The sequence below is a fragment of the Nocardiopsis sp. NPDC050513 genome, from assembly GCF_044457925.1.
Classification (GTDB): domain Bacteria; phylum Actinomycetota; class Actinomycetes; order Streptosporangiales; family Streptosporangiaceae; genus Nocardiopsis.
This window is the reverse complement of sequence record NZ_JBITHK010000001.1, coordinates 297,583-323,776: the sequence shown is the minus strand read 5'-3', so window position 1 is coordinate 323,776 and position 26,194 is coordinate 297,583. Positions and strand designations below refer to the sequence as shown.

Below are 26,194 nucleotides of genomic sequence, written 5' to 3'. Positions count from 1 at the left end.
ACCCTGCTCATTCCTCATCGAGCAGCCGCGTGGCCTCGTCGCGTCTCTCGCGGGCTAGCTGGATCCGGGGGTGGTCCGGTCCGAGGAACTTTCCCCACACGGGCAACACTCGGTCAAACGCCTCCCTGGCACGACGCGCGTCGCCCTGTTCGAGGAGGACCCGGCCGACGTAGTACTCGGCCTGCGCGGTCAGGTGGTGGTGTTCTCCCCACAACCGGGTTCGAACCCGCCACACATCCCGAAACATCGACTCGGCCGACGACAGTTCTCCCTGTTTCATGAGGACGAAGGCCAGGTTCTCCATGGCTACCTGTGTGGACTGGTCATCCGTGCCGCGTCGGCGAAGGCGAGCCTCCAACACCGCACGTGACTCCGTCTCCGCCGTCGCCCAGCGTCCACGCATGCCGTGGATCATGGCCAGTTGGTGACGGCTGTCGAGGACACTGTCGTGGGTCTCGCCGAGCACCCGTCTACGGGCCGCGAGCACATCGAGGTGGATCTCCTCGGCCTCGTCCAGCCTGCCCGCCATCTGGTGTGCCTCGGCGAGGTAATGCCGAGCCGTGAGCGTGACCGGGTGTTCGTTCCCCAGGGTGTTCTCCGCTCTCCCGGCGAGTTCGGTGAGGACCCTGACCGACTCGTCGAACTGACCAAGCAGGATCATGGCGTGAGCCGCGTCGACGAACATTGACATGGCTGCACCGGGCTGTTCTGGGCTTGTCCGCGAGTGCAGGTGGCCGATGGCCCAACGGCTCACGGATTCCAGGATCGGGTCATGGCCACGTCGCCAGGCCAGGAGGTGTCCGGCCTTCCCCAATAGGGAGAGGTCGTTCCGCGTGAGCGCGGCGCGGATGGTCTCGGACACGAGCGGGTGGAGGCGAAGGGAAGCCTCGTTCTGGTGTGTGGTTACGGCCACCAGACCATGGATGACGAGGGCGTTGACCGTCCGGGCGAACGCCGCCTCATCGACGTCGCCGAAGACGTCATCCAGTTCGGACAGGGGGAGTCTGCGTAGCGGGATGTCTGTCGCCTCGGGACCCAGGAGCGCGAGCAACCGTAGCAGTGCGGTGGCTTGGGGCTCCTTCTCGGCGACCAGACGAAGTGACAGTTCCCAGACACAGGAGAGGAGTCGTCGATCCGCTTCGCCGCCTGCCGTGAAGGGCGTGGCCAGTTCGTCCAGCACCTCGATGTTCTGGTCGAGCCTGTCCAGCAGAGCGTGCGCGTCGGGGAAGAGCACCCGGTGTGTCGCCAGAATGCGACCGGAGAGGTGGAGTGCGAGCGGTACGCCTCCGAGGCGCTCAGCCAACGCGTCGGCTCCGGGGAGTTCGGGAAGGCCCGCGTGGTCGGTGAGTGCCGTCGTCGCGGCGGAGGAGTCCAGGGCACCGATCCGATGGACTTCGGCCGGGGCCCATAACGCGGGGTCGTCCACTCGGCTGGTGACCAGGACGAACCCGCCGGTGCTGGCTCGCATCCATCCGAGCTGGTCCCCTGCCCGGTTATCGGGGTCCAACTCCTCCGGTCTGTCGGCGTTGTCGATCACCAGCAGCCACGGGCGGGGCGCCTCATCGAGATGACGCCAGACCCACCGGGCGGCCTGGTGTCGGGTCCCCCGAAGTCGTTCGGCCTCCTCCCGGGAGCCACCCACCTCCACGGCGGCCTCCAACATGCTCGCCGTGACGTTGCCGGGACGGACCCAGAACACCGTCCACCCGTCCGTGCGTGCCCGCTCGGCGAGCGCGGCGGCCACGGTGGTCTTCCCGAAGCCGCCGGGACCCGTGAGCACATGCGGAACGGGCGCGCCCACGCGCATCGCCTCGCCGAGCGCGGTCAACAGGTCGTCGCGCCCGCGCACGGGGGTGGCGAGCCGGGGCGGATCCAGGGACACGTCCGATGACGGAGCGGGCGGAGCGGACGACACGTTGATCGTCACGCCGCCGTGGATGTCCCTGGCCTGCACCAGTTGGCCGTGCACGTCACCGCGAGAAGCGTTGTGGTTGGCGTTGGGGGGAGAAGCCATGCCCCCATACTGCCGACCTCGGGCACTGTTTGGACAGCGCCGACCTGAACGCGGCGTATGACAGGGTGTATTACCATGCCTGTATGGCAATGATCAGTTTTCGTCCGGACGAACGGACCGAACGCGAGTTGCGGGAGCTCACCGCAGGACGCGACCGCTCCACGGTGCTTCGGGAGATCATCCACGAGGCCTACGTCGCCCAGCAGTACGCCCAGACGCGAGAGGACGCCGAGCGCCTGAGGAATGACGAGGCGGACAGGGCCGAACTCGCGCGGATCGCGGCGGAGATGGGCGACGCGGATGCGTGGTGACCTCTACCGGCTCCGTGCGGACAAGCGCGCACTGGGTCATGAGCAGCGCGGCCCACGTTACTGCGTGGAGCTTCAGGGCCCCTTCAACCTCTCCACTGTGGTCGTGGCTCCGACCTCGACGAGTGCCGCACCCGCGATCTTCCGGCCCGAGATCAAACTGGCGGACGGCACCGCCACGCGGGTGCTCGTCGACCAGATGCGCGCAGTCGATCGCCAGATACGCCTGGGGGACTTCGCCGGGCGACTCGACCCGCATGAGCTGGACGAGTTGGACCACGCCTGCCGTCTCATCCTGGGACTTCTATAGGGATCACAGTCGCCCCTGGGCCTTGAGGTTGATGTAGGCGTCCGCGAGCGCCGGGGCGATGTGCTCCGGGTCCGCGTCGACGACCTCCACCCCCATCCTGCGCAGCTCCGCCGTGACCCGCCGCCGCTCGCCCAGCGTCCGCTCCGCCGCGGCCGCCCGGTACAGCGCGTCCGCGCTCCCGCGCTCGGCCGCCATCGCGCCCACCGCCGGGTCGGTGACGGCCGCGACCATCAACAGGTGCCGCGAGGTCAGCGCGGGCAGCCTCGGCAGCAGCCCCTCCTCCAGCGCCGCCGCGTTGAGGTCGGTCAGCAGCACCACCAGGCGCCGCGCCCTCCCCTGCGTCCCCAGGACGGTCGACACCATCCCCGCGGGGTCCGACTCCACCAGCTCCGCCTCCAGCGGGGCCATGGCCTCCACGATCCGGCTCACCTGGCTGCCCTTGCCCGACGCGCGCACCTGTGCCCGCGTCCGCCGGTCGTAGGCCAGGAAGTCCACCCGGTCGCCCGCCTTGCCCGCCAGCGCCGCGAGCAGCAGCGCGGCGTCCATCGAATGGTCCAGGCGGGGAGTGTCGCCCACCCTCCCCGCCGACGTGCGTCCGGTGTCGAGCACGATGAGGATCCGACGGTCGCGCTCCGGCCGCCACGTCCGCACCACCACGCCCTCGCCCCGCGCCGTCGCCCGCCAGTCGATCGACCGCACGTCGTCGCCGGGCACGTAGTCGCGCAGCGAGTCGAACTCACTGCCCTGCCCGCGCACCATCGCCGTGTGCTGACCCTCCAGCTCCCGCAGCCGTGACAGCTTTCCCGGCAGGTGGCGGCGGCTGTGGAACGGCGGCAGCGTCCGCACCGTCCACTCCGCCGCCAGCGTCCGCTGGCGTCCCGCCAGCCCCATCGGTCCGATGCTGCGCACCGTCACCCCGGCCGCCCGCGCGTCGCCGCGGCGGGTCGGTGTCAGCGTCGTCGTGATCCGTCGCCGCTCGCCCGCCGCCACCCGCACCGGGACCCTCCTCGGGCTCGCGTCCGCGCTCGGCGGCCAGGCGTCGCGCACCCACCCGCGCAGCGGGCGCCGGGTCGGGTTGGCCAGGATGACGTGCACCGTCGCCGAGTCGCCCAGGCGCAGCGCGGTGTCCCCCTCCCGGGCCAGGCGCAGCGCCCCCGGGCTCGCGGCCAACAGCACGTCCGCCGCGAGCAGCACGGCCAGGACGCCCAGCGCGACCGCGGTCGCCCACGCGCCCACCGCCCCCGAGATCGCCACGGCGGCCACCGCGAGGAGCCCGACGACGACCGCCCGTCCGGTGACCGCCATCAGCGGGGCACCGGGACGGAGGCGAGCACACCGTCCAGGATTCCGTCGGTGGTCGCGCCCTCCAGCTCGGCTTCCGGGCGCAGTGAGACGCGGTGCCGCAGCGTCGCCTTGGCCAGCGCCTTCACGTCGTCCGGCGTCACGTAGTCGCGACCGGTCAGCCACGCCCACGCCCGGCTGGTCCGCAGCAGCGCCGTCGCGCCGCGCGGAGAGGCGCCCAGCTGGAGCGAGGGCGACTGGCGGGTCGCCCGGCACAGGTCCACGATGTAGCCCAGCACCTCGGGCGCCACGCGGACCCCCTCCACGGCGAGCCGGGCGGCGTGCAGCTCGGCGGCCCCCGCCACGGGGGTCACCCCGGCGGCGGCCAGGTCGCTCGGGTCGAACCCGTCGGCGTGGCGGCCCAGCATCTCGACCTCGGCCGTGCGCTCGGGCAGCGGGACGGTGACCTTGAGGAGGAACCGGTCCAGCTGGGCCTCGGGCAGCGGGTAGGTGCCCTCGTACTCCACCGGGTTCTGCGTCGCGGCGACCATGAACGGGTCCGGCAGCGCCACCGGGCTGCCCTCGACCGTCACCTGCCGCTCCTCCATGGCCTCCAGCAGGGACGCCTGCGTCTTGGGCGGGGTCCGGTTGATCTCGTCGGCCAGCAGCAGGTTGGTGAAGACCGGCCCCTTGAGGAACTCGAACTTCGCGGTGTGCTGGTCGTAGACGAGCGAACCGGTCACGTCCCCGGGCATCAGGTCCGGGGTGAACTGCACCCGCTTGTGGTCCAGGGACAGCGCCGCCGACACGGTGCGCACCAGCAGTGTCTTGGCGACACCCGGCACACCCTCCATCAGCACGTGGCCGCGGCACAGCAGTGCCACGACCAGCCCGGTCACCGTCTCGTCCTGGCCCACGACCGCCTTGCCGACCTCCTGGCGCAGGGCGGTCAGCGCCGCCCGCGCCTCGTCGGCGGAGGGCAGTGCCTCGGATGTGAAGGCGCTCACGTGCCGTCTACCTCTCTCGATACCTCGGTGGTCTGCCGCGGGTCCCGTGTCGCCGGGGTCACCGCAGCTTCCTGGAGCGTTCGTCCAGTTCGTCGGCGAGCCGGACCAGGGACCGGTCGTCGGCGGTGAACGGGTCGGCCCGGTCGCCGTAGATCAGGGTCCGCAGCGGCGCGGGGTCGTCGCCGGTCCGCTCGGCCACGGCGGCGACGACGGCCTCGGGGACGGCGTCCGGGTCGAGCCCGAGCTTGGGCACCGTCCGTTCGCGGAAGCCCCGCCGCAGCGCGTCGGCGGCCCGGTCCCGCGCCCGGCGGGACTGGTACAGGCCGGCGTGGCCCTCGGTGGTCTCCGACGCCCGCACCACGACCGGCAGCGCCTCGGGCACGAGCGCGCCCATCCGACGCCCGCGCCACAGCGCGAGCAGTCCCAGCGTCGCCACGAGCGGCAGCACCGACCACCGCGCCCCCGCGGGCAGCAGGTCCCACATCGAGGAGCCGCCTCCCACCTGGGCGGGGTCGGGGCGCAGCCACACGACGTGGTCCGCCTCCAGCAGGTTGAGCGCCAGCGCCGCGTTCCCGCGCGCGGAGAGCGCCGTGTTCGTCAGGGGGTGTCCCGTGCCGAGCACGGTGGTCGTCGTCCCGTCCCCGGTGACCCGGACCAGCGCGTCCCCGGTCTCGGCCGGGTAGCAGCCCACGGCGCCGGAGTCCCGGGCGGCGGTGTACAGCTCTCCGCCGACTCCGGCCTCGCCCGCCGCGACGGCGGCGGGCAGGTCGCACTCGGGCGTCAGAGCGTCGCCGGAGTCGATCCGGCCCGTGACGTCGAGCCCCGGCGCGAACGCCGACAGCGTGAGCGCGGAGGGCCGGACCAGGACCGTGTCGACGTCCAGTCCGGCCAGCTCCGCGACCTCCTCGGGCAGCAGCCGGTGGTCGAGCGAGACCAGCAGGACGGTGTCCTCCCCGGCGTCGGCGACGGCCTCCCGTGCCTCGTCCGACGACCGCGCGACGTCGACGTCGCCGTCCCGCTCCAACAGCTGGACCAGGGCGCGTGTCCCGTCGGGGGAGACGCTCTCCGGTTCCAGGACCCCTTCGGGGAACCGCTCGGTGCCGAGCGAGAGCAGGACCGCCACCACGACCAGCGCGGTGAACAGGATGAGCGGGGTGCGGACCGCGCGCCAGGTGCGGGCGAGCGGACCGCCGGCCGGTCCGGAGGCCTCCGGGACCCTGATCGGGGGCGGGGCGGCCGGCGCGGGGGCGGTCACCGGGCTTCCTCCTCGGCCGCCACGGGCCGGGCGGACTCCAGCCGAACGTCCAGCTCGCGCAGGATCCGGGCGGACTCGGCGGTGGCCGGGCGGTCGCCGTAGGCCACGTCGTTGAAGATCCGGGCGCCCTCGGCCAGGCCGCCCGCCTCGCCCGGCAGCACGGCCGCGGCCTCCTCGGCCAGTTCGGTGGCGGTGCGTCCGAGACGGGGCGCGACCACCGCGCGTTCCTCCAGCGCGACGCTGATGGCGCGCAACCGCTCGGTGACGGCGGCCGCGTACTCCCCGGCGGCCTCGTGCCGCTCGGCGGCGGCCCGGTGGTCGGCCACGGACAGCGGAGCCTCCTCGTGGACGGCCTTGCCGCGGCGTCGGCTCGACGACGGGCGGAGGTAGACGACCAGCCACACCAGGAGGCCCGCGAGCAGCACCAGGAACGGCCCGAGCACGGCCCAGCCGCCGATGACGCCGGAACCGGCCGAGACCAGCCCGGAGAGGAGGTCGAGGATCCAGTCGCGGACCCGGTCGAGGAGTGAGGGCGTCTGCGCGCCGTAGAGGGGGTCGGACAGCTCCTCGACCGCGCGTCTGCGGCCCTCCTCGCGGGTCACCTCCGCGACGCCCGTCCGGGGAGTCACGCGCGCCACTCCGGAAGGTAGATCTCCGGGCCCGCCTCGTGACCCGCCCTGGCGGCCTCGTGCAGCCGCAGGTCGAGGCCCTCGCGCCGCATGCGCAGGTCGATGTAGAGCAGCGTGGTCACGCCCACCGTGAACGGGGTGGTGACCGAGCTGATGACGACGGAGCCGATGTAGACGATCGCACCCGAGACGACGGGCATCCACGCCTCCAGCGGGAAGACGATCACCAGCACGACGGCCGTGCCGCTGAACGGCGCGGTGAGCATGCCGCCGATCACCTGGACGAGGAGCATCGTCAGCAGGATGATGCCGAAGACCCGCCACCAGCTGCCCCTGGTCAGGCTCCAGGACCGGGCCAGCGCGGCGAACACGCCCACCCGCTCCAGGACGATGACCGGCATGGCGAACTGGATGCGGACGGCGATCCACAGGAACACCGCGAACGACGCGAGCCCGGCCGCCAACCCGAGGACCAGGACGACGATCCCCAGTTCGACCGTCCCGGAGGCTATGAAGGCGACACCGGCGACCACGCCGACGACCGTGACCGCGACCACGGTGAGGGTCAGCCCGAAGAAGATGAGGAGCTGGGTCAGGGCCAGTCGTACGACCGCCCACATCCGGTCGCGGACGGCGGCCCACGCCTGGCCGGGCGTGAGCCTGCGGCCCAGGACCGCCAGTCCGACGACCGCCGTGAGCAGTCCGGTGACCAGGATGATCCCGGCCTGGGACAGGAGCGCCCCGGAGTAGGTGGCCACCAGCGACCACATCGACACCGGCATCGGGTCGTCGGGGTCGATGGAGGTCGGATCGTTGAACGCCTGGTCGACGAACACCCCGTAGTCGGCCATGGTCCCGCCGAAGCCGATGACGCTGACGACGCTCGTGACCGCCATGACGATCATCGCCAGGCCCACGGTGGTCTTCGGGTTGTTCCGGATGAGCGCGAACGCGCCGTTGAACAGGTCGCCGACGGTCATCGGGCGCAGCGGGACGACACCCGGCTTGGGCACGGCGGGCCGGCCCGCCGCTGGGTGCTGGTACCCGTGGCCCGCGCCGGGGTAGGCGTGGCCGGGGGCCGCGTAACCCGGGGCGGCGCCCGGAGGCCCGTAGACGGGCGCACCGCCGGGAACCGCGTACCCGGGGGCGCCGCCGGGCGCCGTGCCCGCCTGGCCGTGACCGGGATCCGTTCCGGGCGGCGCGAACCCCGGCGCCGCGTGCCCCGGGGCGGCTTCGGGGCCGGTCGCCGGGCTGCTTCCCGGAGAGTCGCGGTGGTCGTCCTCCTGGCTCATCTGGCCCAGCCCTCCGTGACTTTCGGCTACGCTGCGTGAGCGAAACCCCTGTCGGGTCGTGCTCCTTCCCCCAACCTACCGGCCAGTCGCACCGCACTTCGGCGGCACCGGGGCAGTGACCGGCGCAACCTAGGCACTTCATTCCTTTTGTATGCTTTCTGTTACCAACCGGTGCAGAGGTGGCCGCTCCCGGTGCAGCTCAGCCGGGTCGCCGCCGCCGGTGGCCGAAACCGGCCCGCAGGGCCAGAAAAACGTCGACCGCTCTTCCAACGTTGTCCGAAGGTGGCAAGGTTGGGGGACGACTCCGGTTCCCCGCGCACAGGGGGACCGGGCACCGCCCACATCCGCCGCCCGAGTGTTCCAGGAGAGAGGAGTAGGCGCCGCGAGGTCCGCCCGCGAGGGGCGCCCGCGCCCGGCGCCGGACGCACCTATGAAGGGACGTGTACTGGTTGTCGACGACGACCTCGCCCTCGCCGAGATGCTCGGCATCGTGCTGCGGGGAGAGGGCTTCGAGCCGTCGTTCGTCCACGACGGGGACAAGGCCCTGGAGGCCTTCCGCGAGACCAAGCCCGACCTGGTGCTCCTTGACCTGATGCTGCCCGGCGCCGACGGCATCGACGTCTGCCGTCAGATCCGCGCCGAATCCGGCGTCCCGATCGTGATGCTCACCGCCAAGAGCGACACCATCGACGTCGTCCTCGGCCTGGAGTCCGGCGCCGACGACTACATCGTCAAGCCGTTCAAGCCCAAGGAGCTGGTGGCCCGCGTGCGGGTGCGCCTGCGCCGCACGGAGGAGCCCGCTCCCGAGGTCCTCCAGATCGGGGACATCACCATCGACGTCGCCGGGCACGCCGTCCGCCGCGACGGCGAGCAGATCAGCCTCACCCCGCTGGAGTTCGACCTGCTGGTCGCCCTGGCCCGCAAGCCGCGCCAGGTGTTCACCCGCGAGGTCCTGCTCGAACAGGTCTGGGGCTACCGACACGCCGCCGACACCCGCCTGGTCAACGTCCACGTGCAGCGCCTGCGCGCCAAGATCGAGAAGGACCCCGAGCACCCCGAGGTCGTCGTGACCGTCCGCGGTGTCGGCTACAAGGCCGGTACCGCCTGATCCGGGCCCACCCGCACATGACGCCAGCCGTACCCGAGGACGACCGGGGGGCCGACCCCGGGGAGGGCCGGTCCGCCCCGGCGACCGGAGTGCCCGCGGACGAGTCGGGCGATCCCGGAAGCAGTCTGACCAGGACCTACGCCTTCGCTCAGCGGGCCGCCCGCGCGTTGGTGCGCGGCGTCCAGACCAACTGGCGGCGCTCCCTGCACCTGCGGGTCATCTCCACGACGCTGGTGCTGTCCCTCGTCGTGATGGTGGGACTGGGGTACGTCCTGGTCAGCCAGGTGCGCAGCGGCCTCCTGGAGGCCAAGATCTCCACCGCCGTCAACGACCACCGGGCGGGGCTCAACCTCGCGCTCACCGAACTGCGGGAGAACGAGGTCGGGGACCGCAACCGGCTCCTGTACAACATCACCAGCGAACTGCACAGCCGCAGCGGGGACACCGGGCTGTACGGCGTGGTGATCCGACCGTCGGTCAACGGTGAGAACGGGTGGGCGACCGACGAGAACAGCTCGCCCCAGCGACTCGAGGAGAGCGTTCCCGAGCGGCTCGTCAACGAGGTCCGGCGGTCCGAGTCGACCGAGCAGCAGTACCACACGTACACGAGCATCGAGCAGGACGGATCCACCGAGCCCGCCCTCGTGGTCGGCGCGCAGCTGACCTACGCCTACGAGCTCTACTACGTCTTCCCGCTCCAGCACGAGCAGGAGATCCTCGATCTGGTCCAACGCACCGTCGCGCTCGTCGGTGTGCTGCTGGTGGTGCTCCTGGGGCTGATCGCCTTCGTCATCACCCGCCAGGTAGTCAGCCCGGTCCGGTCCGCGGCGCGCTCGGCCGAGCGGCTCGCCGCGGGCGACCTGGCCGAACGCATGACCGTGCAGGGCGAGGACGACCTCGCGCGGCTGGCGGTCTCGTTCAACGACATGGCGGGCACCCTCCAGGAGAAGATCCAGGAGCTGGAGGAGCTGTCCAAGCTCCAGCGCCAGTTCGTCTCCGACGTCTCCCACGAACTCCGCACCCCGCTGACCACCATCAAGATGGCGGGCGACCTCCTGTTCGACGACCGCGAGGAGTTCGAACCTACGCAGCGGCGGTCGGTCGAGCTGCTCCAGAGCCAGGTCGAGCGGTTCGAGGAGCTGCTGAGCGACCTGCTGGAGATCAGCCGCCACGACGCGGGCGCGGCCACCCTCGGCATCGAGTCGGTGGACATCCGCGACGCCGTGATGAAGGCCGTCGGCGACGCCGAGCAGATCGCCGAGCGCCGCGGGATCAAGGTGATCCTGCGGCTGCCCGCGGAACCCTGCGTGGCCGAGTTCGACACCCGGCGGATCAACCGCATCCTGCGCAACCTCATCGTCAACGCGATCGAGCACAGCGAGGGCCGTGACGTCATCGTCGCGGCGGCCGGCGACCGCGACTCGGTGGCCGTGGCGGTCCGCGACTTCGGGGTCGGACTCAAGGAGGGGGAGGAGCACCTGTGCTTCGACCGCTTCTGGCGGGCCGATCCGGCGCGCGTGCGCACCACCGGCGGCACCGGACTCGGCCTGGCCATCGCCAAGGAGGACGCGCAGCTGCACGGCGGGTGGCTCCAGGCCTGGGGCATGCCGGGACAGGGTTCGCAGTTCCGTCTCTCGCTTCCCCGCACGTCCGGCGCCGAGCTGCGCGGCTCCCCGCTGCCCCTGGTTCCTCCGGAGATCGCGCTCGGCCGCAACTTCGCCGCCTACGGGGACCGGGACAACGGGGGCGCGACCGAGCGGGCCGACCGCTCCGACCAGCACGGGGAGCACGCCAGCCGGGGCGAGGAGGACGCGTGAGGGATCGGATCCGACGGGGCGCGCGGGCGTCCGCCGCGGTCGCGCTGACGTGCGTGTCGCTCGCCGCCTGCGCCACCGTGCCCGTGACCGGTCCCGTCGTCCCCGGTGACGGCGGGGGCACCTCGGGGGACAGCGGCGTGTACGTGCGGCTGCTCCCCGCCGGTCCGCAGCAGGGCATGGGCCCGGAGGCCCTGGTCCGGGGGTTCCTCAGGGACATGGGCAGCTTCGAGGAGGACCACGACGCCGCCCGCAGCTACATGACCGAGGAGACCGGACAGCGGTGGTCTCCGGGCGAGACCGTCCAGGTCTACTCCGACACCGAGACGGTGGACCTGTCCTCGGAGATCAGCGCCGACGGCCTGACCGCCAGCGTGCGGATGCGCACCTCGCTGGTGGCCACGATCGACGCGTCCGGAAAGTACGTCCCGAGCGAGCCGGGCACCCTCCTCGACCTCCCGTTCACCCTGGTCAGGGAGGGCGGCGACCCCGAGGGCGAGTGGCGGGTGAGCGAACTGACCGACGAGCTGGTCCTGAGCCAGCTCGACGTGGAGCGCACGCACCGACCGTTCAACCTGTACTACTACAACCGTGAGCGGTCCGCCCTGGTGCCGGACCCCGTCTACCTCTCGGTGAGCGCCGACGAGTCGGAGGTGCTGGCCGAACGTCTGCTGGACCACCTCGTCGCGGGCCCCACCGACTGGTTGGCGCCCGCGGTGAACTCGACCCTGCCGGAGAGCGCCAGCGTGGAGGTCGACGAGCAGCGCGCCGTGGTCCGCGTCGACGGGGTGCGCCAGGTGGACGAGTACCGTCTGGGCGCCCAGATCGCCTGGACGCTGCGCCAGCTGCCCGAGGTGCAGGAGTTCATGCTGGTGGTGAACGACTCCGAGATCGCCTTCCAGCAGGCGGAGGGGGAGAGCGCCGAGCTGCCCCGACCGGGCAGCGACTACTGGGCCGAGGTGGGTCCCGGCGCGGCCGCTGCCGGTCTGCGCGCCTACTACATGCAGGAGGGGCAGCTGTGGTCGGCGGCCGAACTCGGCGCGCAGGCGTTCACCGACGCCGAACGGGTGCCCGGCCCGCTGGGCGCGGGCGACGTGCCGCTGGAGCGCTTCGCCGTCTCGATGCAGGAGGGCACGGTCGCGGGTGTCACCGTCGGCGGCGGCGAGGTCGTGACCAGCTTCGCCAGCGCGGGCGCCGAGGTCCGTGAGGTCCTGTCGGACGGGGTCTTCACCGACCTGTCGTGGGACGTGGACGGCCACCTGTGGGTGGTCGAGGAGACCGAGGAGCCCGCGGAGGGCGACGCGTCCGAGGAGGACGGGGGCGACGAGGACGGCCGGGACGACACGGCGGGCGGCTCCGAGGACGGGAACGGGTCGGAGGGCCTGAGCGCCGACACGCCGGCCGAGCCGGGGGCGACGGCCCTGTGGATGCTGCGCAACGGCGACGAGGTGGTCGGGGTCGACATCTCGGAGCTGGACGACCGCTCGGTCGTGAACTTCCGCATCTCCCGCGACGGGGCCCGCGCCGCCGTCGTGACCGAGGTCGACGGCCAGCGGTCGCTGGAGGTGGGCCGCGTGGTGGTGGACGGGGACGGACAGGTGTCCGTCGGGGACTTCGTCACGTTGGCCGGAGAGCTCGCCGACGTCACGGACATCGCGTGGCGCTCCGGGGACCAGTTGGTGGTGTTGGGCAGCCGTGAGGGCGGCACCGGCCAGGCCTTCCTGGTCGCCCTGGACGGGGGCACGCCCGCCACGAGCGCGGGGGCGCCCCCCTCGGGGATGACGAGCGTGTCGGGCGCTCCGGGTCAGCCGCTGGTCGCGGGGTCCGAGGACGGCAGCGTGTATCTCTCCAATGACCGCTTGAACTGGCAGAACATGGTCGAGGGCGTCTCGCCGAGCTACCCGGGCTGACCGGGACGGCCCCGGTGCCGGAACCCCCGCCCGCGCGTGGCGCGCGATGCCGGTGCGGAGCGGCGGTCCGGTTGTCCACAGATCCGGACCGCCTCTGGCGACCGCCCTGCCGCGGACGGATCCTGGTCGCATGAACGATCCGATCCGCCGGATCGGGCGCGTGCTGGAGCGCCTGTTCGCGGTGCTGTTGGACCTGCTCCTGCCCCAACCCTGTGCGGCCTGCTCGGCGGCGCCCGGACCGCTGTGCGGCGACTGCCGCGCGCTCCTGGAACGGCGGCCCCGGCAGTGCACCCCGCGCCCGGGATGCCCGTCCGTCTGGGCGGCGGGCCCGTACGCCGGTATCGACCGTCGGGTCCTGCTCGCCTTCAAGGAGGGCGGGGTCGACGCACTGGCCGCTCCGCTCGGCGCCCGGCTCGCGGCCGTGTACGCGGCGACCGGGTGGTCCGGACCGGACACCCTGCTCGTGCCAGTGCCCGGGCGGGGGCCGCCGTGGCGCTCCGGTCCGGTCGAGCGCCTGGCGGCGGTGTGCCTGGAGCGTTCCGCCGACGCGGGGCGGGTGGTCCCGCTGCTGCGGTACCGGCGGCGGGCCAGACGCCAGGTGGGGTTGGGCCGCGCCGAGCGACTGGCCAACCGGAGGGGGGCCTTCGTGGTGGATCGCGGCGCGGTCGGCGGCGCGGGGCCGTTCCGGGCGGTGGTGGTGGACGACGTGCTGACCACCGGGGCGACGGTCGCCGAGGCGGTACGCGCGCTGCGCGCCGCGGGTGTCGCGGTGGCGGGCGCCGTGGTGGTGGCCGAGCGCGGTCGGTAGGACGGCGGCTCGCCCGACCGCGGTCGGCCGGACGCGGGCGCGGTCGAGCGGGGCCGGACGGCGCTTCGGTGCCGGACGCGTGGCCGCGAGCCCGCTTAGGAGCGACAGCGGGCCGACCGGGTGCCGGGCCGTGGAGGCGGGCGTCGGCGGCGAAGGTTTTACGAACCTCTCGTGAACGGGTGAAAAGCCCGTCTGTACAGGGATTTGTGGCGTTCGGCGAGGAGAGGGGGAGACCCTGGCTACCTGACAGACGCGCCGGGACAGGTTACGGTCCAGGTATGGCACCCGTCCGGGTCCGTGGTTGCGCCGGAATGACCGAGCTCCTGGGGAAACCGGGGAGCGGTTCCGGCAAGCCGATGCCAGGCGCAGGCGAAACGGCCCACGTAAGGCGACTTTTCGTCGACCGATCACGGTGCGCCTTAGAGGTAAGCCCTGCCCCGCGGAGGGTCCCGATGTCCCTCATGACAGGGAGAAGAGCAGTAGTCGCGGACAAGAGCGGCGACACTCTCAGCAGGCGGATGTGGGGACGAAGACCAGGTCGGCCGGACGGGTGGCATGCCTTCGCGCGGGGGTTCACCGTCGAGGGTGAACCCCGCGGGAGCACGTCCTCCCAGTCATACCCGGTTCCTCACCACCGGGGGACGTGCGCCACGCGCTCGCCCCACTCCTTCCCGGGCTGTCGGCCCCCTCGGAGACGGCGGTTCCGTCCTGAATCCGACGTTTGTCCGTTCACCCTGATCAGAGGCCGCGATTCCCGCGCTGATGCGCGTGAGGACCGTGCTTCTGGTGGGTATACGCACATCCAACCGAGCCGTGGCCCTGAAAGGACGGGGCCACCAGCGGAAGGGGGCTAGCGCGACACTCTTCCGCCCCCCACGGCGGAAGGGAGCATAGCCAGCCTGGCCGTCGCCTTCACGGCGGCCACGCGATGAAGGGGGTCCTATGGACATCATCGTCAAGGGTCGACGCACCGGTGTGAGCGAGAGGTTCCGACAGCACGTCGCGGACAAGCTCGAACGGCTCTCCAAGTGGGAGCGCAAGGGCATGAGCGTCGACGTGGAGGTGTCCGCGGAGCGCAACCCCAAGCTCGCCGACGTCCGCGAGCGGGTTGAACTGACCATCCACTCCAACGGTCCGGTCATCCGCAGCGAGGCGGCGGCCGCGGACCGGCACGGGGCTCTCGATCTCGCCATCGACAAGATCGAGGCCCGACTCCGCAAGGCGGCGGACCGACGCAAGGTCCACCGCGGGAACCACGCCCCGGTGTCCGTCGCGGCCGCGACCGCGAACCTCGCCGGGAACCTCGTCACCGAGACCACCACCGCGGAACAGGCGCCCCCCGCCCAGCGCCGCGGGGAGGAGGAGTTCGGGGGAACGGCGGGCAGCGAGCGGTTCTCCGAGGACATCGTCGAACTCGACACCCAGGGGGACACTCCCGTCATCGTTCGGGAGAAGTTCCACCGGGCCAAGCCGATGAGCATCGACCAGGCGCTGATGGAAATGGAACTCGTCGGACACGACTTCTACCTCTTCCACGACGAGGTGAAGGACGCTCCGAGCGTCGTCTACCGCCGTAGGGGCTTCAACTACGGAGTCCTCCGGCTCGTGGACTGAGGTCGCCGAGGACCGGGGACCAGCCGCTGGCCGGTGCCCCGGAGGCGAAGGCGGTCCGCCCGCGTCCCGCCCGTACGAGGGCGTTCCCGCCGAACCAGGCCCCGCCCGGGGCCGTCCCCCGCGTTCCACACACGGACCCGCCCCGAGCCCGGGGCGGGTCCGCTCGCGTCGTGGCCGGGCCTGCGGTCAGCCGAGTCGGCGGGCCTGCTCCTGCTTGATCTGGTGCAGCGGGGTGGCGTGCGGTTCCTCGGACTCGTACCTGGGCGGGTCGAGCACCACGTCCGCCAGGATGTCGCACACGACGGCCACCACGAGCGCGGCCACCATCAGCAGACCGCCCACGATCAGCAGCCACGCCGTCCAACCGAGGACCACGGCCAGCCCGCACATCGCGAAGCCGACGAAGGCCAGGCCGACCGCGGCCCAGGACGCCGCGCTCCCCCGGTGGTGGGCGGTCGGCGCGAGGTTGCCCCCCTGCCGCTGGAACCCCCGGATGTGCCCGAACCCCTCGTCGTCCGCCGGTCGGCGGCGTTCCCACCACGAACCGGGGTCGTTGTCCACCACGGGCTTGGCGGCCTTCGCCCCGGGCTGGAAGAGCGCACCCTCGATGAACTCGAACGGGGTGCGCGGGGCCGGGGCCCCTTCGGCCGTCTCCGTCCCCTGCTTCCTTCGGCTCGCTCGCATCGCCTTTCCCCCTCCGGCACGCGTCGCGCCCGACGGCGCCAGGCAAGCACGGGTCGTCGGCGCGACCTCCTATGAATCCACTACCCACTGGGGTGCCACGGGCCGCACAAACGCCGCGAAAAGGCGGGGAACATCCGAACCCGTTCCACACGTTCGTAGGAGGGTAGGAAAAGGGACGGACCGGGTTGGCTTCGGCCGGTATCCGACCGCGTCCGGAGTGTAGCCGCTTCGACGTTGCCGGGCTCGCGGCCGTGGTCCTCTAGGATGGAGCCCCGAGGGCTCAGGAACCCCCGGCGTCCACCGCGGTCGCTGGAGCAGGCGGTCCGCGGGCCCAGGTCTGACGCTCCACGTCCGTGGAGCCAACCGCGATCTGCGAGGAGCGCATAGGAAGTGCCAGGGATACTCAGTAAGCTCCTGCGCGCGGGTGAGGGAAAGATCCTGCGCCGGCTCACCAAGCTCAAGGACCAGGTCAACTCCCTCGAGGAGGACTACGTCGACCTGTCGGACGAGGAGCTGCGGGACCTCACCAAGGAGTACAAGGAGAGGTACGAGGACGGCGAGTCGCTCGACGACCTCCTCCCGGAGGCCTTCGCCACCGTCCGCGAGGCGGCCAAGCGCACCCTCGGCCAGCGGCCCTACGACGTCCAGATCATGGGCGGCGCCGCGCTCCACCTCGGCAACATCGCCGAGATGAAGACCGGTGAGGGCAAGACCCTGACCAGCACCCTGGCGGTCTACCTCAACGCCCTCGCGGGCAGAGGCGTCCACGTCATCACGACCAACGACTACCTCGCCCGCCGCGACGCCCAGAACATGGGCCGCATCTACCACTTCCTCGGCATGGACGTCGGCGTGGTCAGCCCGCAGATGACCCCGGCCGCCCGCCGCGCGGCCTACCAGGCCGACATCACCTACGGCACGAACAACGAGTTCGGCTTCGACTACCTGCGCGACAACATGGCGCTGTCCCTGGACGACACCGTCCAGCGCGAGCACTACTTCGCCATCGTCGACGAGGTCGACTCCATCCTCATCGACGAGGCGCGCACGCCGCTGATCATCAGCGGCCCCTCCGAGCAGAACTCCCGCTGGTACGCCGAGTTCGCCAAGATCGCCCCCCGCCTGCGCCGCGACGACGACTACGAGGTCGACGAGAAGAAGCGCACCGTCGGCATCACCGAGGCCGGCGTGGCCAAGGTCGAGGACTGGCTGGGCATCGACAACCTCTACGAGGCCGTCAACACCCCGCTGATCAGCTTCCTCAACAACTCGCTCAAGGCCAAGGAGCTGTACCGCAAGGACAAGGAGTACATCGTCAGCGACGGCGAGGTGCTCATCGTCGACGAGTTCACCGGCCGCGTCCTGGCGGGTCGCCGCTACAACGAGGGTATGCACCAGGCCATCGAGGCCAAGGAACGCGTCAAGATCAAGGACGAGAACCAGACTCTGGCCAAGGTCACCCTCCAGAACTACTTCCGCCTCTACGAGAAGCTGTCCGGCATGACCGGTACCGCCCAGACCGAGGCGGCGGAGTTCCACCAGACCTACGACGTCGGCGTGGTGCCGATCCCCACCAACAAGCCGATGGTCCGCGACGACGTCAAGGACGTCGTCTACAAGCACGAGGACGCCAAGTTCCAGGCGGTCGCCGAGGACATCGCCGAGCGCAACGAGGCCGGGCAGCCGGTCCTCGTCGGCACCACCAGTGTCGAGAAGTCCGAGCTGCTCTCCCGGATGCTCAAGCGCGAGGGCGTTCCGCACGAGGTCCTCAACGCCAAGAACCACGCCCGTGAGGCCGCGATCATCGCCCGCGCGGGCAAGCTCGGCGCCGTCACGGTCGCCACCAACATGGCCGGCCGCGGTACCGACATCATGCTCGGCGGCAACCCCGACTTCCTCGCCGACGAGGAGCTCCAGAACCGCGGCCTGAGCCCGCTGGAGACCCCGGAGGAGTACGAGGAGGCCTGGCCGGAGGCGCTGGAGAAGGCCAAGAAGGAGTACGAGGAGGAGCACGAGAAGGTCGTCGAGGCGGGCGGTCTGTACGTGCTCGGCACCGAGCGGCACGAGTCCCGGCGCATCGACAACCAGCTGCGCGGCCGTTCCGGCCGTCAGGGCGACCCGGGCATCTCCCGCTTCTACCTCTCCCTCCAGGACGACCTCCTGCGGCTGTTCAACAGCAGCCGCCTGGAGGCCTTCATGAACCAGCTGAACATCCCCGACGACCAGCCGATCGAGTCGGGCATGGTCAGCAAGGCGATCGCTTCCGCCCAGGGCCAGGTCGAGACGCAGAACTTCGAGATCCGCAAGAACGTCCTCAAGTACGACGAGGTCCTCAACCGCCAGCGCAAGGTCATCTACGCCGAGCGCCGCAAGGTGCTGGAGGGCCAGGACCTGCGCGAGCAGGTCGTGGAGATGCTCGAGGACGTGCTGCGCGGCTACGTCGCCGCCGAGACCTCCGAGGGCGACCCGAACGACTGGGACCTCGACCGGCTCTGGCGTGCGTTCCGGCAGATCTACCCGGTCAGCCTCTCCGTCGACGAGTTCCTCGACGAGAACGGCGACGTGTCCACCCTGACCGCGGAGCTCGTCGCCGACCGGATCGTCGAGGACGCCAAGGAGGCCTACGAGGGTCGCGAGACCGAGCTGGGCGAGGAGACCATGCGCGAGGTCGAGCGCCGGGTCATCCTCCAGGTGATGGACCGCAAGTGGCGTGAGCACCTCTACGAGATGGACTACCTCCAGGAGGGCATCGGCCTGCGCGCGATGGCCCAGCGGAACCCGCTGATCGAGTTCCAGCGCGAGGGCTTCGACATGTTCCAGCAGATGCTGGAGGCCATCAAGGAGGAGTCGGTCGGCTACATGTTCAACGTGGAGGTCCAGGTCCGCAAGAAGGAGGAGCCGACCCTCACCGCCTCCGCCGCGGCCCAGACCGCCGCGCGCGTCGGCGGGGCCGCGGGCGCCACCGCCGTCGCGACCGTCGTCGACGAGGACGAGGAGGCCGCCGCGGCCGAGGCCCCCAGCGAGGAGGCCGAGCCCGTGGAGGACGTGGTCGTCCCCGGCTTCGGTGAGGACCGCCCGGACCGGCTCCAGTACTCGGCTCCGAGCGAGGACGGCGGCGTCGAGCAGCACAGCGAGGCCACCGACGAGTACGCCGGTACGGCCCGCAACTCGCCCTGCCCCTGCGGCTCGGGCAAGAAGTTCAAGAAGTGCCACGGTGCCCCGGCCGCCTCGTAGTCCCGGCCGGTAACCGACGAACGCGTGTGGGCGCGGTGCGCGCCCACACGCGTTCTGGCGTTCGGCGCCGGAGCGCGTTCGGCGGGAAGGCCCGGCGCCAGCGCGAGACGGTTCGGCGCCTACAGCGCGACCGGGGCCGATCCGAAGGCGACCGAGAAGCGGTCGCACCAGATGACCACGCTCGTCATGCCGGAGATGTCGGCGTCGGCCGGAATCTCGTAGTTGGCCGACCCGTGGGTGCCCCGCAGCTCGCCCAGGGCGACGTAGCGGCCGTCGCGGTACTTGAACCAGTCGCCGCCCGCCTCCTGGTCCGTGATCCAGACGTGGAGGTCGGGGCCGTCGCTCGTGGCCAGGTCCTCGAAGCGGACGTGGCGCGACCCGTCGGACAGCTCCAGGACGGCGACCGTTCCGGAGGTGCCGTGCTCCTGGCTCACGAACTCGCCCTCCGCCAGGACCACCGGTTCCGTCTCCGCTTCCTCCGTCCCGGCTGACGCGCCGTCCTCGGCGTCCGGGCCCCCGTCGTCGGGGTCGCTCGGCGCGGCGGCGGCGGCGGCGACCGGCGGCGGCTCCTCGACCGTGCGCGTGGTGAACAACCGCCAGGGCTGGGTCGCCCACAACCCGGCCGCGACCAGGACCAGGACGAGACCGGCCACCGGCCACACCACCAGGGGACGGCGCCACCAGGCCGCCTTCGGAGTCCGCGCGTTCATCGCTCCGCCTTTCCAGAGGGTTCGTGTCCCCCTCCATTCGGAGCGGACGGCGGTGAGGAGACCCCGCGTCGCCGAACTCCTCACCGCCGGACTCCGGCACGGTCAGCCGGTGCGGTCGTCCTTCTCCCCGCCCGCGTCCGCGGTTCCCCCGGTCCCCGGGGCCCCGGCGTCGGCCTTGGCCGCCGCGTCCTCCTCGGCGGGCTCACGGCCCGGCGTGGGCAGGTTCATCTTCCGGATGAGGAAGGTGAACACGAAGTAGTAGAGGAAGAAGTAGCCGATCCCCAACGCCAGGATCCACAACAGGCCCGTGGTGTTCGACTTCGTCGCGTTGATGAGCAGGTCGATCGCTCCCGCGGAGAAGCCGAAGCCCAGGTGCGCGTCCAGGGCGTTGAGCACCGCCATCGAGATGCCCGTCAGCACGATGTGCACGGCGAACAGCACCGGAGCGACGAAGATGAACGCGTACTCGATCGGCTCGGTGATGCCCGTGACGAACGCCGTGAGCGCGGCCGCCACCATGAGGCTGCCGATCTCCCTGCGCTGGGACGGGTGCGCGCAGCGCCAGATCGCCAGTGCAGCGCCCGGCAGACCGAACATCAGCACGGGGAAGAAGCCGGACAGGAAGCCGCCGGCCGTCGGGTCGCCGGCCAGGTAGCGGTTGATCTCGCCCAGGAACACGTCGCCCGACTCCGGGTCGGTGTACTCGCCGAACACGAACCACACGACCGAGTTGACGATGTGGTGCAGGCCGAGCGGCAGCAGCAGGCGGTTGACCACGCCGTAGATGCCCGCTCCGACCGAGCCCAGTCCGATGATCCACGTGCCGAAGTCGTTGATCCACCCGCCGACCGTCGGCCAGACCAGACCGAAGACCACGGCGATCAGGGTGGCGACGCCCGCCATGAGGATGGGCACGAAGCGGCGCCCGCCGAAGAAGCCCAGCCAGGTGGGCAGCTTGATCCGGTGGTAGCGCTGCCAGAGCAGGGCCGTCACGATGCCGATGACGATGCCGCCGAGCACGTCGCTCGGGTTCTTCACGCCCCAGTTGACCACGGCCTCGCCCGCGGCGCCGAAGGTGACGCGTTCGCCGATCTCGCCGCCCTGCTCGAAGAAGAGCAGCTTGGACACCCGGTCGAAGACCAGGTAGCCGACCAGGGCCGCCAGCGCGGTCGACCCGTCGGCGCGCTTGGCGAAGCCGATGGCCACACCGACCGCGAAGAGCAGCGGCATCGCCTGGAACAGTGAGTCACCGGCGGCGCCGACCACGCCGGAGACGGTCTCCATCCAGCCCATCCCGGGCCAGCTCGCGACACCGTCGGCGCCCAGGAGGTCGGGCTGGCCCAGGCGCAGGAGCAGGGCGGCCGCGGGCAGGACCGCGATCGGCATCATCATGCTGCGGCCGAGGCGTTGCAGGACCGCCAGGGTCGTGGAGGACCGCTTGGCGGTCGTGGTGTCCTTCGATGATCTGGTGGGGGATGTGTCCGGACTCATGGGGGGCCTTCCACGGACGTGCGCCGCGCGGGCGCGGGGGAATTCAGTCTCCGTGCCGCCGGGGATCCAGCCTGGAGTGCAGCTGGTAGCGGTCGGCGCGGTAGGTGGACAGCGCCAACTCCACGCACTGTCCCTTCGCGAAGCTCCGGCGCTGCATCACCAGCACCGGGCTGCCGGCGGGCAGGCCGAGAAGACGGGAGTCCGCGGAGTCGCAGATCCCCGCCTCGATCGTCTGCTCGCCGGAGTCCAGGAGGATGTCGTACTCGTTCTCCAGCACCTCGTACAGGGAGCGCTCGGCCAGGTCGAAGTCCTCCAGCCCCGGCACCATCGCCGCCGGGATGTTGGAGCGCTCCACCGCCATGGGCTCGTCGTCGGCGGTGCGCATCCGCTCGATGTGGTGGACCAGGGTGCCGGGCGCGATGTCGAGCATGCGCGCGGTGTGCCCGCTGGCCGGGATGACCTGGCGGATCAGCTCCCGGGCGCCGGGCTCGTACCCGCGGGCGCGCATGTCCTCGCTGAAGGAGGCCAGGACGAGGGACATCTCGATCTTGGGGCGGGCGATGAAGGTGCCCTTGCCCGGGACGCGGTACAGGCGCCCCTCGGACACGAGCAGGTCGATGGTCTGGCGCACGGTCATGCGCGACAGCTGGTAGGCGGCGCTCAGTTCGCGCTCGGAGGGGATCATGTCGTCCACGCCCAGACCCGCCTCCGTGATCCAGTCCAGGAGCAGGTCGCGGAGCTGACTGTACTTCGGGAGCGGGTTGCTGGGGTCGATCGGCATGGGCGGACGGCCTTCTCGTTCGGCGGGTGGTCGGCGTACGACTCTAACGCCACGGGCCCCGGCGATCCGGGTCGGCGGGACCGCTCCGGCTCCGGGAGGATCGGGGTGAGACTGGTATAGTCCGGACTAGACCACAGCTCCGTCCGCGTGTCAACACGTTCCACACAGGGCGGCCCGAACCCCAGGGAAGGTTGTCCATGCCCACCACCACGAGCGTCATGCGCTCCGAGATCGCCGAACAGCCCGAGGCCCTGCGCCGCACCTTCGCGGAGCTGCTCCCGCTGCGCCCGGAGATCGGGGCGCTGGGCCGCACCACCAAGCAGGTGCTGTTCATCGCGCGCGGTTCCTCCGACAACGCCGCGGTGTACGGCGGCTACCTGCTCCAGGCCCACACCGGCCGACTGGCCACCCTGGGATCGCCCTCCATCGCCACCACCTACGGCGCCAGGGTCGACCTGTCCGGCGTCCTGGCCGTCGCCATCTCCCAGTCGGGCAAGACCGAGGAGATCGTCGAGACCATGCGCTGGGCCGCCGACTGCGGCGCGCGCACCGTCGGCGTCACCAACGGCGCCGACTCCCCGCTGGCCGCCGAGGCCGACGTCGCCCTGGTCACCCGGGCCGGGAACGAGGTCGCGGTGCCCGCCACCAAGACCTACAACACCCAGCTCGCCGCTCTCGCCGTCCTCGCGCTGGGGCTGGGGGCGAACCTCGACGCGGGCGACCTGGAGCGCGTGGCGGACGGCATCGAGCAGACCCTCGCCGCGCCCACCGACGCCGTCGAGGAGATCGTCGAGCGCATGGTCGCCGTCCAGGGCGCGGTCATCTCCGGCCGCGGCATGGCCTTCTCCACCGCGCTGGAGGCCGCGCTCAAGCTCAAGGAGGCCTGCTACCTCCACGCCATGGGCCTGTCCTACGCCGACCTGCTGCACGGCCCCATCGCCGTCGTCGACCCGCGCACGCCCGCGCTGCTCGTCGCCGCGCCCTCCGGGCCCACCCTCCAGGGCACGGTCGCGCTGGCCGATCGCGTCCGCTCCGCCGGCGCCCCGGTCTTCGGCTTCGGCGGCGGTGACGCCCTCGCCGCCGCCTGCGACCTGTCCGTCCCCGTCCCGGACGTGCCCGAGTGGGTCTCGCCGATGAACCTCATCGTCCCGGCCCAGCTGCTCACCGAGCACCTCGCCCGCCGCCTCGGCTACGACCCCGACGTGCCGCGCGGCCTCAACAAGGTCACCCAGACCTCCTGAATCCGCCTCCGGTCCAGACCGGATTCCGCCGGAGCCTGGTACGGCGGCGCCGGTGGCCGTAGGCTCGCGTCAACCATCGGGAACCCGCTCCTGTGAGCGCACACGTTACGGAGGACTCATGGCGGACAAGGCGGCCGCGATCGTGGCCGGGCTCGGCGGCGCGGACAACATCGAGGACATCGAGGCCTGCATCACCCGGCTGCGCACCGAGGTCAACGACGCCGGACTGGTGGACGAGAAGGCCCTCAAGGCCGCGGGCGCGCACGGCGTCCTCGTCTCCGGCACCGTCGTCCAGGTGGTCGTGGGACCCGAGGCCGACACGCTCACCGACGACATCCAGGACCTGCTCGACTGACCACCCACCCCCGGAAGGCTGCCCCCCTATGTCGGATCACGTACTGCGCGTCCTGGCCCCCGTGCCGGGCACGGCCCGCCCCCTGGACTCGGTCCCCGACCCGGTCTTCTCCCAGAACATGGTCGGCCCCGGCGTCGCCGTCCACCCCGAGACGGGGACGGAGGGCGCGGACGACCCCCAGGAGGCGTGCTCGCCCATCGACGGGACCGTGGTGAAGCTGCACCCCCACGCGTACGTGGTGATGTCCCCCGACGGCGTCCGGGGCGTCCTCGTCCACCTGGGCATCGACACCGTCCAGCTCGCGGGGGAGGGGTTCGCCCTCCTCGTCGAGCAGGGCGCCGAGGTCGGCGCGGGCACCCCCGTGGTGCGCTGGTCCCCCGGACGGGTGGCCGCCCTGGGCAGGTCCCCGGCCGTGCCCGTCGTCGCCCTGGACGCCGCCCCCGACGCGCTCGCCGAGCACGCCGACGGCGCGGTGGACCGCGGCGACCCCCTCTTCACCTGGCGTTGATCCCCACGCCGCGCCGGGCGGAGCCCGGACCCGTCCCGGCTCCGCCCGGCGCGGCCGGGGCCCCGAACCCCCGCCGACCGGGTAGTCTCCGGCGAGCCCGCACCATCGCCGGAGAACGACCCGCCATGAGACTGTCGCACCTGCTGGCCCCGGTCTGCGTGGGCCTGGCCCTGATCGCGTCCGCCTGCACCACGGAGGAGGTGGATTCGTCGCGCCAGGCCGATGAACCGCGCCCCAGCCCCAGCCCCGAGCCCTTCGAGCCGGTCCTCGCACCGCGCGTGCTGGAGGAGATGACGCTCGACGACAAGATCGGCCAGCTCCTCGTCCTGACCGCACAGGGCACCACCGCCGCCGAGAACGCCGCCCAGATCGAGGCGTACCGCCCCGGCGGCCTCATCTACTTCGACCGCAACCTGGTCGACGCGCCCCAGATCGCCGGGATGTCCGCCGGGCTCCAGGAACTGGCCGCCGCCCAGGGGACGGGCACGCCGCTGTTCGTCGGCGTCGACCAGGAGCAGGGCAAGGTCGCCCGCCTGCCCGTGGGCACGCGCTTCCCCGACGCGATGGCCGTCGGAGCCACCGGCGACCCCGCGATGGCCGAGCTGCTCGCCTCGACCACCGCCGCCGAGCTCACCGCGCTCGGGATCAACCTCGACTACGCGCCCGTCGCCGACGTCAACACCAACCCCGACAACCCGGTCATCGGCGTCCGCTCCTTCGGCGCCGACCCCGACCTGGTCGCCGAGATGGCCGTCGCGGAGGCCGGGGCCTACGCCGAGGCCGGGGTGGTCCCGGTCGTCAAGCACTTCCCCGGGCACGGCGACACCGACGTGGACAGCCACACCGGCCTGCCCGTCATCGACCTGCCGCGCGATCAGTGGGAGGCCGAGCACCTGCCGCCGTTCCGCGCCGCGGTCGAGGCCGGGGTGGACGCCGTGATGACCGCCCACGTCCTCATGCCGGGGCTCGACGCCTCCGACGACCCCCAGCCCGCCACGCTCTCCCCGGCCCTCATCGACGGAGTCCTCCGCGGCGAACTCGGCTTCGACGGCGTCGTCACCACCGACGCCCTCAACATGGAGGGCGTGCGCCAGACGCACTCCGACGGGGAGATCGCCGTCCGCGCCGTCGAGGCCGGGGTCGACCAGCTGCTCATGCCGCCCGACCCCGCCGCCGCGGTCGCCGCCCTGCGCGCGGCCGTGGAGGAGGGCCGTCTCACCGAGGAGCGCGTCGACGCGTCCGTCCTGCGCGTGCTCGCCCTCAAGGAGAAGCGCGGCATCCTCACCGGGGACCCGCCCGCGCCCGCCGACCCCGAGTCCGCCGAGGCGGCCGTGGCCGATCCCGCCCACGCCGAGGCCGCCCAGCGCGTCGCCGACGCGTCGGCGACCCTCGTCCGCGACGAGGACGGGCTCCTGCCCCTGGCCGAGGGCACCACCGTGAGCGTGCGCGGCGAGGGGGCCGACCGCATCGCCTCCGGCCTGCTCGACGCCGGGTTCAGCGTGGTCGAGACCGGCGCCGACGTCGTGGTCGTGGGCACGGACGGAGCCCGGGGGTCGGCGGCGCAGCGCACCCCGGTCGAGTTCGCGCTCGCGCAGGGGACGCCGGTCATCGTGGTCGCCCAGGGCGGCCCCTACGACCTGGAGGCGTTCCCCGGGGTCGGCACGTACCTGGCGGTCTACTCGTCGGTGGACGTGTCCCGCACCGCGGCCGCGCGCGTGATCGCGGGCGAGGTGGAGCCCTCCGGGCGGCTACCCGTGGACATCCCCGGTGCCGGTGTGGAGGCGGGAACGGGACTCGGTTTCTGACCACCCAGGTGGCCCGGGTGGTTGAAACGTGTGCG

General features: G+C 71.9%; 22 protein-coding genes. 12 read left to right on the top strand and 10 right to left on the bottom strand.

Annotation, left to right across the window (positions count from 1 at the left end; translation table 11 throughout):
• Positions 1-7: 7 nt before the first annotated feature.
• Positions 8-1,849 (bottom strand): tetratricopeptide repeat protein, encoded by a 1,842-nt coding sequence (locus ACIBFB_RS01355; protein WP_397224905.1) that lies wholly within the window; start codon positions 1,847-1,849, stop codon positions 8-10.
• A 248-nt stretch (positions 1,850-2,097) separates the two neighbouring features.
• Between ACIBFB_RS01355 and ACIBFB_RS01350 the strand changes: the two genes are divergently transcribed.
• Positions 2,098-2,325 (top strand): hypothetical protein, encoded by a 228-nt coding sequence (locus ACIBFB_RS01350; RefSeq protein ID WP_397224903.1) that lies wholly within the window; start codon positions 2,098-2,100, stop codon positions 2,323-2,325.
• The gene (locus tag ACIBFB_RS01345; RefSeq protein WP_397224901.1) at positions 2,315-2,632 is read left to right on the top strand and encodes a type II toxin-antitoxin system PemK/MazF family toxin; all 318 of its coding nucleotides are present in this window, start codon (positions 2,315-2,317) and stop codon (positions 2,630-2,632) included. Before ACIBFB_RS01350 ends, ACIBFB_RS01345 begins: the two co-directional genes overlap by 11 nt.
• A 3-nt stretch (positions 2,633-2,635) precedes the next feature.
• On the opposite strand, the gene ACIBFB_RS01340 is transcribed toward ACIBFB_RS01345, so the two are convergent.
• From ACIBFB_RS01340 to ACIBFB_RS01320, 5 genes are read right to left on the bottom strand one after another with little or no spacing between them, the layout of a single operon-like run.
• Positions 2,636-3,937, bottom strand: coding sequence for a DUF58 domain-containing protein (locus tag ACIBFB_RS01340; RefSeq protein ID WP_397224899.1), 1,302 nt, complete (start codon positions 3,935-3,937; stop codon positions 2,636-2,638).
• Positions 3,937-4,920, bottom strand: coding sequence for an AAA family ATPase (locus tag ACIBFB_RS01335; RefSeq protein ID WP_397224897.1), 984 nt, complete (start codon positions 4,918-4,920; stop codon positions 3,937-3,939). Before ACIBFB_RS01335 ends, ACIBFB_RS01340 begins: the two co-directional genes overlap by 1 nt.
• A gap of 58 nt (positions 4,921-4,978) precedes the next feature.
• Positions 4,979-6,175 carry a DUF4350 domain-containing protein gene (locus tag ACIBFB_RS01330; protein ID WP_397224895.1) on the bottom strand — a complete coding sequence of 399 codons (1,197 nt, stop codon included), beginning with the start codon at positions 6,173-6,175 and terminating at the stop codon, positions 4,979-4,981.
• The gene (locus tag ACIBFB_RS01325) at positions 6,172-6,804 is read right to left on the bottom strand and encodes a DUF4129 domain-containing protein (RefSeq protein ID WP_397224892.1); all 633 of its coding nucleotides are present in this window, start codon (positions 6,802-6,804) and stop codon (positions 6,172-6,174) included. The genes ACIBFB_RS01330 and ACIBFB_RS01325 overlap by 4 nt, the downstream gene beginning before the upstream one ends.
• Complete coding sequence (locus ACIBFB_RS01320; protein ID WP_397224890.1) at positions 6,801-8,096, bottom strand: glycerophosphoryl diester phosphodiesterase membrane domain-containing protein; 1,296 nt, start codon at positions 8,094-8,096, stop codon at positions 6,801-6,803. Before ACIBFB_RS01320 ends, ACIBFB_RS01325 begins: the two co-directional genes overlap by 4 nt.
• A 430-nt stretch (positions 8,097-8,526) precedes the next feature.
• On the opposite strand from ACIBFB_RS01320, the gene mtrA reads away from it, so the two are divergent.
• From mtrA to hpf, 5 genes are all read left to right on the top strand, one after another.
• A complete protein-coding gene (mtrA, locus tag ACIBFB_RS01315; protein WP_017570965.1) occupies positions 8,527-9,204 on the top strand; it encodes an MtrAB system response regulator MtrA in 678 nt (225 codons plus the stop codon).
• A 17-nt stretch (positions 9,205-9,221) separates the two neighbouring features.
• Positions 9,222-11,021 (top strand): MtrAB system histidine kinase MtrB, encoded by a 1,800-nt coding sequence (gene mtrB / locus ACIBFB_RS01310; protein ID WP_397224887.1) that lies wholly within the window; start codon positions 9,222-9,224, stop codon positions 11,019-11,021.
• Entirely contained in the window at positions 11,018-12,928 is a 1,911-nt protein-coding gene (locus tag ACIBFB_RS01305) for an LpqB family beta-propeller domain-containing protein (protein WP_397224884.1), read from the top strand. Before mtrB ends, ACIBFB_RS01305 begins: the two co-directional genes overlap by 4 nt.
• 130 nt (positions 12,929-13,058) lie before the next feature.
• Complete coding sequence (locus ACIBFB_RS01300; protein WP_397224882.1) at positions 13,059-13,736, top strand: ComF family protein; 678 nt, start codon at positions 13,059-13,061, stop codon at positions 13,734-13,736.
• A gap of 942 nt (positions 13,737-14,678) precedes the next feature.
• The gene (gene hpf / locus ACIBFB_RS01295; RefSeq protein WP_397224880.1) at positions 14,679-15,350 is read left to right on the top strand and encodes a ribosome hibernation-promoting factor, HPF/YfiA family; all 672 of its coding nucleotides are present in this window, start codon (positions 14,679-14,681) and stop codon (positions 15,348-15,350) included.
• A 186-nt stretch (positions 15,351-15,536) separates the two neighbouring features.
• On the opposite strand, the gene ACIBFB_RS01290 is transcribed toward hpf, so the two are convergent.
• Complete coding sequence (locus tag ACIBFB_RS01290; RefSeq protein WP_397224877.1) at positions 15,537-16,034, bottom strand: hypothetical protein; 498 nt, start codon at positions 16,032-16,034, stop codon at positions 15,537-15,539.
• Positions 16,035-16,424: 390 nt separating this feature from the next.
• On the opposite strand from ACIBFB_RS01290, the gene secA reads away from it, so the two are divergent.
• On the top strand, positions 16,425-19,268 hold the full coding sequence (secA, locus tag ACIBFB_RS01285; RefSeq protein WP_397224875.1) for a preprotein translocase subunit SecA: 2,844 nt from the start codon (positions 16,425-16,427) through the stop codon (positions 19,266-19,268).
• Positions 19,269-19,387: 119 nt separating this feature from the next.
• Here the strand turns inward: secA and ACIBFB_RS01280 are convergent, their stop codons facing one another.
• From ACIBFB_RS01280 to ACIBFB_RS01270, 3 genes are all read right to left on the bottom strand, one after another.
• The gene (locus ACIBFB_RS01280) at positions 19,388-19,978 is read right to left on the bottom strand and encodes a DM13 domain-containing protein (RefSeq protein ID WP_397224873.1); all 591 of its coding nucleotides are present in this window, start codon (positions 19,976-19,978) and stop codon (positions 19,388-19,390) included.
• Positions 19,979-20,080: 102 nt separating this feature from the next.
• On the bottom strand, positions 20,081-21,469 hold the full coding sequence (locus ACIBFB_RS01275) for a PTS transporter subunit EIIC (protein WP_397224871.1): 1,389 nt from the start codon (positions 21,467-21,469) through the stop codon (positions 20,081-20,083).
• A gap of 43 nt (positions 21,470-21,512) precedes the next feature.
• A complete protein-coding gene (locus tag ACIBFB_RS01270; protein WP_397224870.1) occupies positions 21,513-22,250 on the bottom strand; it encodes a GntR family transcriptional regulator in 738 nt (245 codons plus the stop codon).
• A gap of 197 nt (positions 22,251-22,447) precedes the next feature.
• On the opposite strand from ACIBFB_RS01270, the gene ACIBFB_RS01265 reads away from it, so the two are divergent.
• The 4 genes from ACIBFB_RS01265 to ACIBFB_RS01250 all read left to right on the top strand — a co-directional run bounded on the left by ACIBFB_RS01265 (position 22,448) and on the right by ACIBFB_RS01250 (position 26,159).
• Positions 22,448-23,491 (top strand): SIS domain-containing protein, encoded by a 1,044-nt coding sequence (locus ACIBFB_RS01265; RefSeq protein ID WP_397224868.1) that lies wholly within the window; start codon positions 22,448-22,450, stop codon positions 23,489-23,491.
• A gap of 118 nt (positions 23,492-23,609) precedes the next feature.
• Positions 23,610-23,846 (top strand): glucose PTS transporter subunit EIIB, encoded by a 237-nt coding sequence (locus ACIBFB_RS01260; protein ID WP_397224866.1) that lies wholly within the window; start codon positions 23,610-23,612, stop codon positions 23,844-23,846.
• Between the two features lie 28 nt (positions 23,847-23,874).
• A complete protein-coding gene (locus ACIBFB_RS01255) occupies positions 23,875-24,354 on the top strand; it encodes a PTS glucose transporter subunit IIA (protein ID WP_397224864.1) in 480 nt (159 codons plus the stop codon).
• A 125-nt stretch (positions 24,355-24,479) separates the two neighbouring features.
• The gene (locus ACIBFB_RS01250; RefSeq protein WP_397224862.1) at positions 24,480-26,159 is read left to right on the top strand and encodes a glycoside hydrolase family 3 protein; all 1,680 of its coding nucleotides are present in this window, start codon (positions 24,480-24,482) and stop codon (positions 26,157-26,159) included.
• Positions 26,160-26,194: the final 35 nt, after the last annotated feature.

Coding starts and splice junctions, on each gene's coding strand:
- ACIBFB_RS01350 (WP_397224903.1), top strand. CDS start 2,098: ATGGCAATGATCAGTTTTCGTCCGGACGAACGGACCGAACGCGAGTTG.
- ACIBFB_RS01345 (WP_397224901.1), top strand. CDS start 2,315: ATGCGTGGTGACCTCTACCGGCTCCGTGCGGACAAGCGCGCACTGGGT.
- ACIBFB_RS01340 (WP_397224899.1), bottom strand. CDS start 3,937: ATGGCGGTCACCGGACGGGCGGTCGTCGTCGGGCTCCTCGCGGTGGCC.
- ACIBFB_RS01320 (WP_397224890.1), bottom strand. CDS start 8,096: ATGAGCCAGGAGGACGACCACCGCGACTCTCCGGGAAGCAGCCCGGCG.
- mtrA (WP_017570965.1), top strand. CDS start 8,527: ATGAAGGGACGTGTACTGGTTGTCGACGACGACCTCGCCCTCGCCGAG.
- mtrB (WP_397224887.1), top strand. CDS start 9,222: ATGACGCCAGCCGTACCCGAGGACGACCGGGGGGCCGACCCCGGGGAG.
- ACIBFB_RS01300 (WP_397224882.1), top strand. CDS start 13,059: ATGAACGATCCGATCCGCCGGATCGGGCGCGTGCTGGAGCGCCTGTTC.
- hpf (WP_397224880.1), top strand. CDS start 14,679: ATGGACATCATCGTCAAGGGTCGACGCACCGGTGTGAGCGAGAGGTTC.
- ACIBFB_RS01290 (WP_397224877.1), bottom strand. CDS start 16,034: ATGCGAGCGAGCCGAAGGAAGCAGGGGACGGAGACGGCCGAAGGGGCC.
- ACIBFB_RS01280 (WP_397224873.1), bottom strand. CDS start 19,978: ATGAACGCGCGGACTCCGAAGGCGGCCTGGTGGCGCCGTCCCCTGGTG.
- ACIBFB_RS01275 (WP_397224871.1), bottom strand. CDS start 21,469: ATGAGTCCGGACACATCCCCCACCAGATCATCGAAGGACACCACGACC.
- ACIBFB_RS01270 (WP_397224870.1), bottom strand. CDS start 22,250: ATGCCGATCGACCCCAGCAACCCGCTCCCGAAGTACAGTCAGCTCCGC.
- ACIBFB_RS01265 (WP_397224868.1), top strand. CDS start 22,448: ATGCCCACCACCACGAGCGTCATGCGCTCCGAGATCGCCGAACAGCCC.
- ACIBFB_RS01260 (WP_397224866.1), top strand. CDS start 23,610: ATGGCGGACAAGGCGGCCGCGATCGTGGCCGGGCTCGGCGGCGCGGAC.
- ACIBFB_RS01255 (WP_397224864.1), top strand. CDS start 23,875: ATGTCGGATCACGTACTGCGCGTCCTGGCCCCCGTGCCGGGCACGGCC.
- ACIBFB_RS01250 (WP_397224862.1), top strand. CDS start 24,480: ATGAGACTGTCGCACCTGCTGGCCCCGGTCTGCGTGGGCCTGGCCCTG.